This is a genomic window from Micromonospora sp. MA102 (assembly GCF_025460765.1).
GTDB classification, from domain to species: Bacteria; Actinomycetota; Actinomycetes; order Mycobacteriales; family Micromonosporaceae; genus Micromonospora; species Micromonospora halotolerans.
In genome coordinates, this window is sequence record NZ_JAMWEG010000001.1 from 624430 (window position 1) to 638141 (window position 13712).

11 protein-coding genes are annotated in these 13712 nt (G+C 71.0%); 7 read left to right on the forward strand and 4 right to left on the reverse strand.

All coding sequences use genetic code 11. From position 1 onward, the window contains the following. Positions 1–34: 34 nt before the first annotated feature. From NFX44_RS03025 to mmsA, 3 genes are read right to left on the reverse strand one after another with little or no spacing between them, the layout of a single operon-like run. Positions 35–1141, reverse strand: coding sequence for a sugar-binding protein (locus NFX44_RS03025; protein WP_262281919.1), 1107 nt, complete (start codon positions 1139–1141; stop codon positions 35–37). Between the two features lie 55 nt (positions 1142–1196). Then, positions 1197–2495: a multiple monosaccharide ABC transporter permease gene (gene mmsB, locus NFX44_RS03030; RefSeq protein ID WP_262281920.1), complete on the reverse strand. Its 1299-nt coding sequence runs from the start codon at positions 2493–2495 to the stop codon at positions 1197–1199. Beyond that, on the reverse strand, positions 2492–4039 hold the full coding sequence (gene mmsA, locus NFX44_RS03035) for a multiple monosaccharide ABC transporter ATP-binding protein (RefSeq protein WP_262281921.1): 1548 nt from the start codon (positions 4037–4039) through the stop codon (positions 2492–2494). Before mmsA ends, mmsB begins: the two co-directional genes overlap by 4 nt. A gap of 362 nt (positions 4040–4401) precedes the next feature. On the opposite strand from mmsA, the gene NFX44_RS03040 reads away from it, so the two are divergent. The 3 genes from NFX44_RS03040 to NFX44_RS03050 all read left to right on the forward strand — a co-directional run bounded on the left by NFX44_RS03040 (position 4402) and on the right by NFX44_RS03050 (position 9541). After that, positions 4402–5439 carry a LacI family DNA-binding transcriptional regulator gene (locus NFX44_RS03040; RefSeq protein WP_262281922.1) on the forward strand — a complete coding sequence of 346 codons (1038 nt, stop codon included), beginning with the start codon at positions 4402–4404 and terminating at the stop codon, positions 5437–5439. 104 nt (positions 5440–5543) lie between these two features. Continuing rightward, positions 5544–8687: a GH92 family glycosyl hydrolase gene (locus NFX44_RS03045; protein WP_262281923.1), complete on the forward strand. Its 3144-nt coding sequence runs from the start codon at positions 5544–5546 to the stop codon at positions 8685–8687. A 110-nt stretch (positions 8688–8797) separates the two neighbouring features. After that, a complete protein-coding gene (locus tag NFX44_RS03050) occupies positions 8798–9541 on the forward strand; it encodes an N-acetyltransferase (protein WP_262281924.1) in 744 nt (247 codons plus the stop codon). A gap of 10 nt (positions 9542–9551) precedes the next feature. On the opposite strand, the gene NFX44_RS03055 is transcribed toward NFX44_RS03050, so the two are convergent. Continuing rightward, complete coding sequence (locus NFX44_RS03055; RefSeq protein ID WP_262281925.1) at positions 9552–9857, reverse strand: DUF1330 domain-containing protein; 306 nt, start codon at positions 9855–9857, stop codon at positions 9552–9554. Between the two features lie 230 nt (positions 9858–10087). Here NFX44_RS03055 and NFX44_RS03060 point away from each other — a divergent pair, with 230 nt between their 5' ends. The 4 genes from NFX44_RS03060 to NFX44_RS03075 all read left to right on the forward strand — a co-directional run bounded on the left by NFX44_RS03060 (position 10088) and on the right by NFX44_RS03075 (position 13701). Continuing rightward, positions 10088–11041 (forward strand): hypothetical protein, encoded by a 954-nt coding sequence (locus NFX44_RS03060; RefSeq protein WP_262281926.1) that lies wholly within the window; start codon positions 10088–10090, stop codon positions 11039–11041. A gap of 46 nt (positions 11042–11087) precedes the next feature. Further along, the gene (locus NFX44_RS03065; protein ID WP_262281927.1) at positions 11088–11420 is read left to right on the forward strand and encodes a putative quinol monooxygenase; all 333 of its coding nucleotides are present in this window, start codon (positions 11088–11090) and stop codon (positions 11418–11420) included. A gap of 114 nt (positions 11421–11534) precedes the next feature. Next, on the forward strand, positions 11535–12515 hold the full coding sequence (locus NFX44_RS03070) for an SRPBCC family protein (RefSeq protein WP_262281928.1): 981 nt from the start codon (positions 11535–11537) through the stop codon (positions 12513–12515). A gap of 10 nt (positions 12516–12525) precedes the next feature. Further along, entirely contained in the window at positions 12526–13701 is a 1176-nt protein-coding gene (locus tag NFX44_RS03075) for a zinc-dependent alcohol dehydrogenase (protein ID WP_262281929.1), read from the forward strand. Positions 13702–13712: the final 11 nt, after the last annotated feature.

Genomic DNA, 13712 nt, shown 5'->3' on the forward strand with positions numbered 1-13712 from the left:
AGCGAACTCCGGGGCCCTCGTCGTGCGAGCGGGATTACTTGGTGAGCGGGGAGAGCTTCGGGTCGTTGGCGTACGCCTCGGCCGCGTTGGCCTTGGTGACGGCCACCGGCGGCAGCAGGTAGGTGTCGACGACCTTGGAGCCGTTGTTGTACGACTTGGTGTCGTTCACCTCGGGGGTGTTACCGGCCTGCAGGGACTTCACCATCGCGATGGTCTGCTTGACCAGGTTCCGGGTGTCCTTGTTGATCGTCATGTACTGCTCGCCAGCCATGATCGACTTGACCGACTCGACCTCGGAGTCCTGACCGGTGACGACCGGGATCTTCTTGCCGGCACCCTTGATCGAGGTGATGATCGCGCGGGCCAGGGTGTCGTTCGGGGAGAGGACGCCGTCCAGCTCCTTGTTGCCGTAGGTCGAGGTCAGCAGCTGGTCCATGCGGGCCTGGGCGCCCTCGGCCTTCCAGCCCTGGATGGCGGTCTGCTTGACGTCGGTCTGCTTCGAGGCCACGACCACGTTGCCCTTGTCGATCTCCGGCTTGAGCACGCTCATGGCGCCGTTGAAGAAGACACCGGCGTTGTTGTCGTCCGGCGAGCCGGAGAACAGCTCGATGTTGTACGGGCCGTTCGGCTTCTTGGCCTTCATACCGTCCAGCAGGGCCTGGCCCTGGAGCTGGCCGACCTTGAAGTTGTCGAACGCGACGTAGTAGTCGAGGTCCGGGGTGTTGGTGATCAGGCGGTCGTACGCGATGACCTTCGCGCCGGCGGCGTGCGCGGCGGCCACCTGGGTGGACAGCTGCGCGGCGTCGGTCGCGCCGATGACGATGACCTTGGCGCCCTTGGTCACCATGGCGGTGATCTGGGCCTGCTGGTCGGCGACGGTGGTCGACGCGCCGGCGTACTGCACGTCGCTCTTGAAGCCGGCCTCCTTGAGGCCGTTGGTGAACAGGTCACCGGCGAGGACCCAGTTCTCCGAGGTCTTCGACGGCAGCGCGACGCCGATCAGGGAGTCGGCCGCGAAGCCCTTGGTGTCGCCCTTGGCGCCGCCGCCGTCGCCCTCGCGGCCGTTGCCGCAGGCGGTGGCGGTCAGGGCCAGCGCGGCGATGGCGCCGATGGCCATCGATTTGCCGATCAGTTTACGCATGGCTGGATGGTGCCCTTCTGGAGAGGTGATACGGGGTGTGAGGCGGGGTGAAACGTCAGCTCGGCACGGCCGTGCGGGCGGTCTCCCGGTCCGCGTCCGGTGGCGCCGTGGGCGGGGCGGAAGTGTCCCGGCGGAACGAGCGCGTGAGGCTGCCGATGACCGAGAACTTGCCCTGCTTCTTGTTGTAGACGTCGAGCGCGACGGCCAGCAGCAGCACGAGGCCCTTGATGATCTGGACCCGGTCGGTGCCGACGCCGAGCAGTTGCAGGCCGTTGTTCAGCACGGCCATGACCAGACCGCCGACGATCGAGCCGCTGATGGTGCCGATGCCGCCCGAGACGGCCGCGCCACCGATGAAGACCGCCGCGATCGCGTCCAGCTCCCAGCCGTTGCCGTCCTGCGGGCCGGAGGCGGCCGAGCGGGCCACGAAGATCATGCCGGCCAGGGAGGCCAGGACGGCCATGTTCATCATGACGAAGAAGTTGACCCGCTGAAGCTTCACACCGGAGAGCTCCGCGGCCCGGGAGTTGCCACCGACGGCGTAGATGTGCCGGCCGCCCGCGGTGTTCCGGGTGTAGAAGGAGTAGGCGAGCACCAGCGCCACCAGGATGATGCCGGAGACCGGGAAGCTCGTGCCGACCCGGCCGCTGGCGAAGCGGAGCGAGGCGAAGACAATCACGCCGACCATGACGGCCATCCGGAGCACCGAGATCCACATCGGCGCCGGCTCGGCGTCCATGTCCCGGCGGGTCCTGCGGGCCTGCAACTCCCGCCAGACCACCGCCACACAGGCGGCGAGGCCGAGCAGGAGCGTCAGGTTGTTGTAGCCGGTGTTCGGGCCGACCTCGGGCAGGAAGCCGGAGCCGATCACCCGGAAGCCCTCCGGCACGGAGATCGTGTTCGCGTTGCCGATGAACTGGTTGCCGCCCCGGAAGAGCAGCATGCCGGCCAGGGTGACGATGAACGCCGGCACCCCGATGTAGGCGACCCAGAAGCCCTGCCAGGCGCCGATGATCGCGCCGATCACCAGGCCGAACAGGATGGCGACGGGCCAGGGCAGCGACCATTCGGCCATCGACTTGGCGACCAGGATGCCGGTGAAGGCCGCGATCGAGCCGACCGAGAGGTCGATGTGCCCCGCGACGATCACCATCAGCATGCCGATGGCCAGGATGAGGATGTACGAGTTCTGGTTGAACAACGCGATCAGGTTGTCCGACCGCAGGGTCAGGCCGTCCGTGAGGATCTGGAACAGGACGACGATCGCCACCAGGGTGAAGATCATCCCGAACTGGCGGGCGTTGGACGTGGTCCCTCCGAAGAGGTTCTTCTGCAGGTCCTTGATTCGGCTCATCGTGTCTGCATCTTCTTCGTCGAGGTCATCTGCTTCATGAGGGTTTCCGGGTCTGCGTCCTGCCGGGCGATCTCGCCGGTGATGGCGCCTTCGAACACGGTGTAGATGCGGTCGCAGAGCCCGATCAACTCGGGGAGCTCCGAGGAGATGACGACGACGCCCTTCCCCTGGTCGGCGAGCCGCTGGATGATGCCGTAGATCTCGTACTTCGCGCCCACGTCGATGCCGCGGGTGGGCTCGTCGAGGATCAGGAGGTCCGGGTCCGTGAACATCCACTTCGCCAGGACGACCTTCTGCTGGTTGCCGCCCGAGAGCTTGGAGACGCTCTCGTCGACCGACGGCGCCTTGGTGCGCAGCTCCCGCCGGTAGGACTCGGCCGCCTTGTACTCCGCGACCTCGTCGAGGACGCCGTGGCGGGAGATCTTCGACAGCTTGGCGGCGACCGTCGACGCCTTGATGTCGTCGAGCAGGTTCAGGCCGATCGCCTTGCGGTCCTCGCTGACGTACGCGAGCCCGTGGTCGATCGCGTCGGCCACCGACTTCAGGACGATCTCCTTGCCGTCCTTGATGATCGTGCCCGACTCGTACACGCCGTAGGAGCGGCCGAAGACGCTCATCGCGAGCTCAGTGCGGCCGGCGCCCATCAGGCCGGCGAAGCCGACGATCTCGCCGCGGCGTACGACGAAGCTCTCGTTCTTGCAGACCTGCCGCTCCGCCGAGATCGGGTGCCGGACGTTCCAGTTCCGGACCTCGAAGAAGACCTCACCGATTTTCGGGGTGTGGTCGGGGAACCGGCTGTGCAGCTCGCGGCCGACCATGCCCCGCACGATCCGGTCCTCGTCGACGCCGTCCGCCCGGACGTCCAGCGTCTCGACGGTCCGGCCGTCGCGCAGGATGGTGATCTCGTCGGCGATCGCCTCGATCTCGTTGAGCTTGTGCGAGATCATGATCGAGGTGATGCCCCGCGAGCGGAATCCGCGCAGCAGGTCCAGCAGGTGCCGGGAGTCGGCCTCGTTGAGCGCGGCGGTCGGCTCGTCCAGGATGAGCAGCTTGACGTCCTTGGCGAACGCCTTGGCGATCTCCACGAGTTGCTGCTTGCCGACGCCGATGTCCTTGACCAGGGTGTCCGGGTCCTCCCGCAGGCCGACCCGGGCCATCAGGTCCAGCGCCATCCGGTTGGCGGCCTTCCAGTCGATCGCACCGTGCTTGCGCGGCTCGTTGCCGAGGAAGATGTTCTCGGCGATCGACATGCCCGGGATGAGCGCCAGCTCCTGGTGGATGATCACGATGCCGGCGTTCTCGCTCGCCCGGATGTCGGCGAAGCGGGTCTCGGCACCCTGGTAGATGATCTGCCCGTCGTAGCTGCCGTACGGGTAGACGCCGCTGAGGACCTTCATCAGCGTCGACTTGCCCGCACCGTTCTCGCCGCAGATCGCGTGGATCTCGCCCGCGCGGACCACCAGGTTGACGTCGGCCAGGGCCTTGACGCCGGGGAACTCCTTGGTGATGGAGCGCATCTCCAGGAGGACGGGCAAATCGCTCATCGCTCCCACCGCCTTGCCAACGCCATGGCCGCCTCCGCGGGTTATGACCTTCGCTCACTTTTCGTTGTCGTGGGCAAGGAAATCTCGCCAGAGGCGCTTCCGCAAGTGCCCAAGTCGCTCTTTTGCGTAACAAGTCGGTAATATCGACCGCCACGCTCAGTGACGTTCGCGACGCCCCCTCGGCTTGCGGACAAGCGCGGCCGGGGTGCTAGCGACCAGCCCATGACATCGTTGACGCGAATCGTATACCGCGGTTCCCGAGCGGCCCTCACGACCCGGGGCGGCCCTGGTGGGGGACGGGGAGGCCCCAGCGCCGGCCCGAGCCGGCGGTCCCCCGACACGCCGGTGTCATAATTCCCGCCATGACCGCTGACCGGAAGGCTGGTCGACCGAGCCTCGCGCAGGTCGCGGCGCTGTCCGGCGTGTCGGTGAAGACGGCCTCCCGGGCCCTCGGGGGCGAGCCCCGGGTGGCACCGGAGACCCGGTCACGGGTGCGCGACGCCGCCGACCAGCTCGGCTACCGGCTGAACGGGGTGGCCCGCGAGCTCCGCCGCGGCGCGAGCACGTCGACGCTGGTCGGCCTGCTCATCGGCGACCTCGCGAACCCGTTCTACTCGCGGCTGGCCGGGGGCCTGGAGCGCGACCTGCGCATGCGCGGCCTCCAGTTGATCACCGCGAGCACCGACGAGGATCCGGAGTGGGAGCGGCGGCTCGCCGACGCCCTGCTGGAGCGGCGGGTCCGGGGGCTGGTGATCGCCTCGACCGCGACCGAGCACGCCCACTTCGCGGCCGAACACCGCCACGGCATCCCGTTCGTCTTCGTGGACCGGCCGCCGGTCGAGCTGAGCGCGGACACCGTGCTGCTGGACAACCACCACGGCGCCCGGCAGGCCGGCGTCCACCTGACCGCGGCGGGCCACCGCCGCATCGGGGTGGTGGGCGACCTGGCCCGCCTGAGCACCCACCGGGACCGGCTGGACGGCTTCGCCGAGGCCATGCGCTCCGTGGGCGTGGCGAACTGGGCGGACTACCTGGTGGAGAACGCGCACGACGTCGACGCCGCCGAGGAGGCCGTACGCGGGCTGCTGGACCGCGCCGCCCCGCCGACCGCCCTGTTCACCATGAACAACCGGATCACGCTGGGCGCCCTGCGTGCCCTGCGGGACCACCCCGCCCCGCCCGCGCTGGTGGGCTTCGACGAGGTGGACGTCGGTGACGTGCTGGGCGTGAGCGTCGTGGCGCACGACCCGGAGGACATGGGGCGGCGCGCGGCGGGACTGCTGCTCGACCGGATCGACGGCCATCGCGGCCCGGCCCGGCAGGTGGTGATCCCGACCCGGCTGCTGGCCCGCGGTTCCGGCGAACGGCCGCCGGCCCCGGCGGGGACCAGCGGCTCCTAGTTCCCCATTGACAGGCATCCCCTTGGGCTCTACACAGGACAATGACACCTCTCGATGACAACGATGTCACTGAGTGTCGTCCGCGCCTCAAGGAGGATCGCCTCATGCTCCGATCAGGCCCGTCCCGTCTGCTCACCCTGGTGGCCACCGCCGTCACCGGAGCGTCCACACTCGTCGCGGTCGCCTCGCCCGCCGCGGCGGCACCGCTCACCCTCACCCCGTACGTCAACCCGTTCATCGGCACCGACGACAGCAACGCGCCGAACCCCGTCGGCGGCGGCGCCGGCGGCAGCACCGTCCCCGGCCCGGTGCAGCCCTTCGGCATGGTGCAGCTGAGCCCGGACACCCCCACCGCCTCACCGTCGGGCTACCGGTTCAGCGACACCCAGATCGAGGAGTTCAGCCTCACCCACTTCAACGGCGCCGGCTGCGCCAACAACGAGGACCTCGGGATCCTGCCCGTGACCGGCGCGCTCGGCGCCTCGCCGGGCACCTCGTGGACCTCCTACCGCGCCACCCAGGACAAGGCGCAGGAACAGGCCCGACCCGGCTTCTACCGGGCCGTGCTCAGCAACTACGGCAACACCCGGGTCGAGGCGTCGGCCACCCAGCGCAGCGCCGTCCTGCGCCTGACCTATCCCGCCACCAGCACCGCGCGGGTGCTGGTCAACACCAGTCGCAGCGCCACCGGCAGCCGCGCCGGCTCGATCCAGATCAGCGGCTCCACCGTGACCGGCAGCGTCACCGGCGGCGGCTTCTGCGGCAACAGCAGGACGTACCAGATCTTCTACCGGATGGAGTTCGACCGCGCCCCCAGCGGCGTCGGCACCTGGCTCGGCGGCACGGTGACGGCCGGCTCCACGAGCGCCAGCGGCACCAACTCCGGCGGGTACCTGACCTTCGACACCTCCGGCAACCCGGTGGTGCAGGTCAAGGTCGGCATCTCCTTCGTCAGCGCGGCGGGCGCGCAGGCCAACCTGGCCGCCGAGCAGTCCGGCTTCGCCTTCGACACCGTCCGCGCCAACGCCGACGCCCAGTGGAACGCGATCCTCAACCGCGTGCAGGTCACCGGCGGCGCCGCCGCCGACCTGCAGAAGTTCTACACCGCGCTGTACCGGGTGTTCATCAACCCGAACCTGGCCAGCGACGTCGACGGGCAGTACCGCGGCTTCGACAACGCCGTCCACACCGCCGGCCACCCGGTCTACCAGAACTACTCCGGTTGGGACATCTACCGGTCCTGGGCCGCGCTGATCGCCTTCCTCGCGCCCGCGGAGGCGGCCGACATCGCCCGGTCCATGGTGCTCGACGGCCAGCAGGGCGGCCTGCTGCCGAAGTGGTCGCACAACACCAACGAGACCTTCGTCATGACCGGCGACCCCGGCCCGATCATCGTGGACAGCATGTACCAGTTCGGCGTACGCGGGTTCGACACCGCGGCGGCGCTGGCCCTGATGAAGAAGAGTTCCGCCGGCGGCACCACCCAGGGCAGCCCGATCCGCGGCCGGCAGAGCGGCTACGTCCAACGCCAGTACATCGACGGGGACCCGTCGGACTCGCTGGAGTACTCCGCCAGCGACTTCGCGGTGGCCCAGTTCGCCCGGGCCCTGGGCGACACCGCCACCTACGACACGCACATGGCGCGGGCCCAGTGGTGGCGCAACACGTTCAACCCCGAGTCGGGCTACGTCCACCCGCGCAACGCCGACGGCACCTGGCCGTGGCCGCTCGACCCGGCCAGCCAGTCGAACTTCGTCGAGGGCAACGCGTCCCAGTACACCTGGATGGTCCCCTACAACCTCGGTGCGATGATCGACCTCATGGGCGGGCGGCAGACCGCCGTCCAGCGCCTCGACCACCACTTCACCCAGACCAACGGCGGCCAGTCGCAGCCGTACTTCTACATCGGCAACGAGCCGGAGCACGGCGTCCCCTGGGCCTACCACTTCGCCTCGGCGCCGGCCGGCACCAGCGCCGCGGTCCGGCGGATCATGAACGAGTCGTTCACCACCGGCCCCGGCGGCCTGCCCGGCAACGACGACCTCGGGGCGACCTCCGCCTGGTATGTCTGGTCCGCCCTGGGCATGTATCCGCCCACGCCGGGGGCCGACACCCTCGCGCTGCACGGCCCGATCTTCCCGTCGATCCTCGTCGACCGGCCGGCCGGTGACGTCCAGATCACCGCCGCCAACGCCGGCCAGGGCAACCAGTACGTGCAGAGCCTCGCCGTCAACGGGGCCACCACCCAGCGCACCTGGCTGCGCTACGGCGACCTCGCGGGCGGCGCCACGCTGGCGTACACGATGGGCGGCGGGCCGTCCTCCTGGGGCACCAACCCCGCCGACGCACCGCCGTCGTTCACCGACGGCGCCACCCCACCGGCCGCCGCGCCGGAGCTGGGCGCCAACCTGGCCGCCGGCAAGCCGGCCAGCGGCTCGGCCGCGTGCAACACCGCGGAGGGCCCGGAGAAGGCGTTCGACGGCCGCCTGGGCAGCGCCAGCAAGTGGTGCTCGCTCGCCTCCGGGACGAAGTTCCTCCAGGTCGACCTCGGCGCGAACCAGACCGTCCGCTCCTTCGTCGTCAAGCACGCCGGGCTGGGCGGGGAGAACACCGGCTGGAACACCGGTGCCTTCACCATCCAGACCAGCACCGACGGCAGCGCCTGGACGACCCGGGCCACCGGCACCGGAAACCGCGCGAGCCGCACCTACCACCCCGTCCCGGCCGTCACGGCCCGGTACGTCCGGCTCACCATCACCACGCCGACCAACAACGGCAACACCGCCGCCCGCATCGACGAGTTCGAGGTGTACGGCGGCGCCGGTGCGACGAACCTGGCGCTGAACCGGCCCGCCACCGCCGACTCGCAGTGCGCGAGCACGGAGGGGCCCGAGAAGGCCGTCAACGGCAGCACCACCGGCGGCAACTCCGACAAGTGGTGCTCGACCGGCGCCACGAAGTCCCTCCGCATCGACCTGGGCGCCGGCCACCACATCCAGTCCGTCACCGTCCACCACGCCGCCGCCGGCGGCGAGGATCCCGCCTGGAACACCCGGGACTTCGACCTGCAGGTCTCCCCCGACGGGTCGACGTGGACGACGGTGGCGCAGGTCCGCGGCAACACGGCGGGCGTGAGCAGCCACCCGATGTCGGTCGACGGCAGGTACGTGCAGGTCCGGGTGCTCACCCCCACCCAGACCAGCGACGCGGCCGCCCGCCTCTACGAGGTCGAGGTCTTCGGCACCTGACCCCGGGCCGACACCCCGCTCGGACGGCGGCCGGCGCCCACGGGCACCGGCCGCCGCCGGAGCGGAAAAGCGCGTGCGGATCAGGCGGTGACCGCTCTACCGTGCCCGGCGTGACCCTGGACATCGTGAGCCTGGCCGAACGCCCCGATCTGGCGCCGCTGCTCGACAAGGATTTCGACGGCGCCTGGCCACCGTTCATGCTCTGGGACCCGATGGGCTCGGTGTACTACAGCGTGGCCCACGACCTCTACCCGGAGTTCGTCTTCGCCGCCGTCGACCCGGCCGAGCCGGGCCGCGCCGTCGCCCGGGCGTACGCCGTGCCGTTGCGCTGGACGGAGGACGAGCTGCCCGACGGCGGCTGGGACCGGATGATCCAGCGGGCGGCCGTCGGCCGGCTCACCGGCGCCACCCCGAACCTGGTCTCGGCGCTGGAGATCTGCGTGCGGCCGGACCGGCGCGGCGGCGGCGTGTCCGGCCTGATGCTGGCGGCGATGCGCGCGGCGGTCGCCCGGCTGGGCTTCGACACCCTGGTGGCGCCGGTGCGCCCGAACGGCAAGGCCGCCGTCCCCGACCTCCCGATGAGCGGGTACGCGGCGCGGGTGCGCCCCGACGGCCTGCCGGTCGACCCGTGGCTGCGGGTGCACGTGCGGGCCGGCGGGGTGATCGAGCGGGTGGCGCCCCGGTCGATGGCGGTCACCGGCACCCTCGCCGACTGGCGGCGGTGGACCGGTCTGCCGTTCGACACCAGCGGGCCGGTGCACGTGCCGGGCGCGCTGGCGCCCGTGCTGGTCGACGTGGCGCACGACCACGCCGCCTACGTCGAGCCGAACGTGTGGGTGCGGCACCGGCTGTGACGGGCGGTGGTCAGGCCGGCCAGGCGTGACCGATCCCGTCGAGCAGGAGGACGACTCCCTCGGTGGCGGCCTCCCGGTCCCGGGAGATCTCCCGGTATTCCGGCGAGGTGGACCACCGCTCGAAGTCCTCCCGGTTGTCGAAGGACATGAGCACGACCTTCTCGTGGGGCCAGCTCCCCTCGACCACCCGCGGGGACGGGTCGGCCGCGAGCAACCGGCCGCCGTGCCGGGCCAGGACGGGCAGGAAGGCGGCGACGTACCGGTCGTAGCGCTGCCGGTCGTGGACGGTGATCTGCGCGAGGGCGTAGACGGTCACCGGCCCAGGCTACTCACCGGTACGCGCCGTCGGTGTCCCCCGGTCCGGCGGCGCGGAGCCGCCTTTCCGGCATCCACCGCCCGGCGCGGCCCGCCGAGCCGGACGGCTCGGGAACCCCTGCGGCACGGAAGCTGTCAACTGCCCGAATCACCCTGGCCAGATCGCCGCTGACCTGCGGATACTGGACCCGAGGCCAGCCGCCGAGCTGCGCCGGTTGGGGGGCAGTCACCATGATCGACCAGGAGACCCAACCCGGGACCACACCGGAGACACCACCGCCGGCGCCGCCCGGGTCCACGGTGCCCACCGCGGTCTGGCAGGTGCGGGTACGCACCAAGCTGGACGACCTGTACCAGCAGCTGAGCGGCCTGGAGGCCGGCGGCGCGAGCCCCGAGCGGGTCGCCACACTGCGCGTCCAGCTGTCCGGTGTGGAGTCCGTGCTGGGCCGCAGCGGGGTGGTCGAGTGGCTGCGCGGCGGCAACCTGGAATACGCCTGGCAGACCATCCACTCGGTGGAACGCGCCATGGTGGGGCTGCGGACGCCGGAGGAGCTGCTCGGCCTGCTGCCGGCGTACCAGGGCGCGGCCGCGCAGTTCCTGAAGGCCGACGACAAGGTGCTTACCGACTTCGACGCGTCGGCGGACGCGGCGGCGCCGGCCCGGTTCCAGGCCAAGGTGCAGGCGTTGCTGCTGCGCTACCACGCGGCGTCGGACGAGTTCCACGAGTCGGTGCGCCGGTTGCGCAACCGGATGCTGGGGCTGTCGGTCTTCGCGCTGGTCGCCGAGGTGCTCATGGTGCTGGTGCAGTGGCGCAGCCGGGACGTGCAGCTGCTCAAGCCGCCGACCGACGCGCCCGGCGTGCCGGCCTGGCGGCTGCTGTTCTTCGTGCTCATCGCCGGGGCGCTCGGCGCGTTCATCAGCGCCCTGCCCTCGATGATCACCTCGCGCTCCGGCGGCCTGCCCTACAAGCTGCCCTTCCAGCAGGGCCTGCTGAAGCTGGCCATCGGTCCACTCGTCGCGGTCGTCGGGATCATGCTGGTGATCGGCGGTCTGGTGGAGACCACGGTGAACAGCACCGCCGCCCTGCTGGGCGTCGCCATCGTCTTCGGCGCCGGGCAGCAGGCGGTCACCGCGTTCGCCGACCGCCGGGCCTCGGAGCTGCTCACCCCGGTCACGAAGGGCTGACCGGCGACGGCCGCGAGCCGGTGACGGCCTGGGTAGCCTGAAGCGCATGATCTTCATTACCGCGAAGTTCCGGGTCCGGCCCGAGGACGCCGACCGCTGGCCGCAGATCGCCGCCGAGTTCACCGAGGCCACCCGGGCCGAGCCGGGCTGCCTCTGGTTCGACTGGTCCCGCAGCCTGGACGACCCGACGGAGTACGTGCTGGTCGAGGCCTTCCGCGACGACGACGCCGGCGCGGCGCACGTGCGGTCCGCGCACTTCCGCGAGGCCCAGCGCACCCTTCCGCCGCACCTGGCCGAGACGCCCCGGATCGTCAACACGACCGTGCCGCAGCAGGACTGGTCGCGGCTCGGCGAGATGGCCGTCCCCGAGAGCGACTGACCGGCGCCGAGGGGTGTACGGGCGGGATCAGCGGGAAAGGCACGCCGGCCTGTCGGTACCCGGCCGCCCACTCGACCGGTCACCGACACCTTCTCGGACACGGGGTGACGACGGATGACACGAGAGACGACCATGGGGGCCCGCTCGGTGACCGACGGTCTCGGGATCCAGCGGGCGACCGGGGACCAGGGGTCGGAGGGACTGGCCCGCCTCCTGGGCTGGTTCAGCCTGGGCCTCGGCGTGACCGCGCTCGCGGCCGGGTCACGGGTGGCCCGGGCGGCCGGCGTGGACGACTCGCGCACGGCCCGGACGATGCTGCGGGCCGCCGGGATCCGGGAGATCGGCCACGCCGCGGTGCTGCTGGTGCCGCGCCGGGCGGGGCTGGGGCCCTGGACCCGGGTGGCGGGTGACGTGCTGGACCTGGCCGCGACCGGCCAGGCGTACCGCAACCGGTGCGGCGAGCGGCGCCGGCGGGCCGGTCTCACCCTCGCCGTCCTCGGCGGGATCACCGCCGTCGACCTGTACGCCTCGCTGCGCGCCACCCGCAACCGGCGGGTCAGTCCGGAGGGCTTCGCGCACGGCTCCGTGACGATCAACCGCACCCGCGAGGAGGCGTACCGCTTCTGGCACGACTTCGAGAACCTGCCGCGGTTCATGTACCACCTGCAGTCGGTGACCAGCACCGGCCCGCGGCGTTCCCGCTGGTCGGCGAAGGCGCCGGCCGGCCGGGCCGTCGCGTGGGAGGCGGAGATCGTCGACGAGCGCCCCGGCGAGTTCATCCGATGGCGCTCCGTCGACGGCGCCCGCGTGCCCAACTCCGGCACCGTCCGGTTCACCCAGGCCGCCGGCGGCAACGGCACCGAGGTGCGGGTGGAACTGGAGTACGCGGTGCCCGGCCGCCGGGTGGGCACGCTGGTGGCGAGGGCGTTCGGCGAGAACCCGCAGCAGCAGATCTGCGACGACCTGCGGCGGTTCAAGCAGGTCATCGAGACCGGCGAGCTGACCCGGTCGGACGGGACACCCGACGGCACGAGCATCCAGAACCAGGCGAAGCAGCGTCCGGCGCGCCCGCTGGCGACCCACCGGACCGCGTGAGGGAGGCACCATGAAGGCCAACTGCTGGATGGCGCCGAACCGGGTGGCCGTGGAGGAGGTACCGGACCCGACGGTCCTCAACCCGCGCGACGCGGTCGTCAAGGTCACCTCGACGGCGATCTGCGGATCCGACCTGCACCTGCTCGACGGGTTCATCCCGGCCATGAAGCGCGGCGACGTGCTCGGCCATGAGTTCATGGGCGAGGTCGTCGAGCTGGGCCCGGGGGCGCGGGACGGGCTGCGCGTCGGCGACCGGGTGGTCGTCGGCTTCCCCATCGCCTGCGGAGACTGCGCCTCGTGTCAACGGGGCCTCTACTCGGTCTGCGAGAACTCCAACCCGAACGCGGCGATCGCGGAGACCGCCATGGGCCACACCCCGGCCGGGATCTTCGGCTACTCGCACCTGATGGGCGGGTACGCGGGCGGGCAGGCCGAGTACGTCCGGGTCCCGTACGCCGACGTCGGCGCGCTCAAGGTCGACGACGACCTGCCGGACGAGCAGGTGCTGTTCCTGTCCGACGTGCTGCCCACCGGTTACATGGCCGCCGAGATGGGCGACGTCAAGCCCGGCGACGTGGTGGCGGTCTGGGGCGCGGGGCCGGTCGGCCAGTTCGCCGCGGTGAGCGCCTTCCTGCTCGGCGCCGAGCAGGTGGTGGTCATCGACCGGTTCCCGTACCGGTTGCGGATCGCGCGGGACCGGGCCGGCGCGGACACGATCAACTACGAGGAGACCGACGTCCTGGACACGCTGCGCGAGATGACCGCCGGCCGCGGGCCGGATGTCTGCATCGACGCCGTCGGCATGGAGGGGCACCACCCCTCGGCGGCGCTGCACGCGTACGACCGGGCGAAGCAGGCGGTGAAGGCGGAGACCGACCGGCCGCACGCGCTGCGCGAGGCGATCCTGGCGTGCCGCAACGGCGGCACCGTCTCGGCGATCGGGGCGTACGGCGGGTTCATCGACAAGTTCCCGATGGGCTCGTTCATGAACCGGTCGCTGACCCTGCGCTCCGGGCAGGCCCACGTGCAGCGCTACATGCGCCCGCTGCTGGAGCGCATCCGCAAGGGCGAGATCGACCCGAGCTTCATCATCACCCACACCATGGGCCTCGGCGACGCGCCGCACGGCTACGACATCTTCAAGAACAAGCAGGACGACTGCCTGAAGGTGGTGCTCAAGCCCTGAAAATTTCCAAC

Bases quoted from the DNA above. Each gene is read 5' to 3' on its own strand.
- NFX44_RS03025 (WP_262281919.1), bottom strand. From the start codon at position 1,141: ATGCGTAAACTGATCGGCAAATCGATGGCCATCGGCGCCATCGCCGCG.
- mmsB (WP_262281920.1), bottom strand. From the start codon at position 2,495: ATGAGCCGAATCAAGGACCTGCAGAAGAACCTCTTCGGAGGGACCACG.
- mmsA (WP_262281921.1), bottom strand. From the start codon at position 4,039: ATGAGCGATTTGCCCGTCCTCCTGGAGATGCGCTCCATCACCAAGGAG.
- NFX44_RS03040 (WP_262281922.1), top strand. From the start codon at position 4,402: ATGACCGCTGACCGGAAGGCTGGTCGACCGAGCCTCGCGCAGGTCGCG.
- NFX44_RS03045 (WP_262281923.1), top strand. From the start codon at position 5,544: ATGCTCCGATCAGGCCCGTCCCGTCTGCTCACCCTGGTGGCCACCGCC.
- NFX44_RS03060 (WP_262281926.1), top strand. From the start codon at position 10,088: ATGATCGACCAGGAGACCCAACCCGGGACCACACCGGAGACACCACCG.
- NFX44_RS03065 (WP_262281927.1), top strand. From the start codon at position 11,088: ATGATCTTCATTACCGCGAAGTTCCGGGTCCGGCCCGAGGACGCCGAC.
- NFX44_RS03070 (WP_262281928.1), top strand. From the start codon at position 11,535: ATGACACGAGAGACGACCATGGGGGCCCGCTCGGTGACCGACGGTCTC.
- NFX44_RS03075 (WP_262281929.1), top strand. From the start codon at position 12,526: ATGAAGGCCAACTGCTGGATGGCGCCGAACCGGGTGGCCGTGGAGGAG.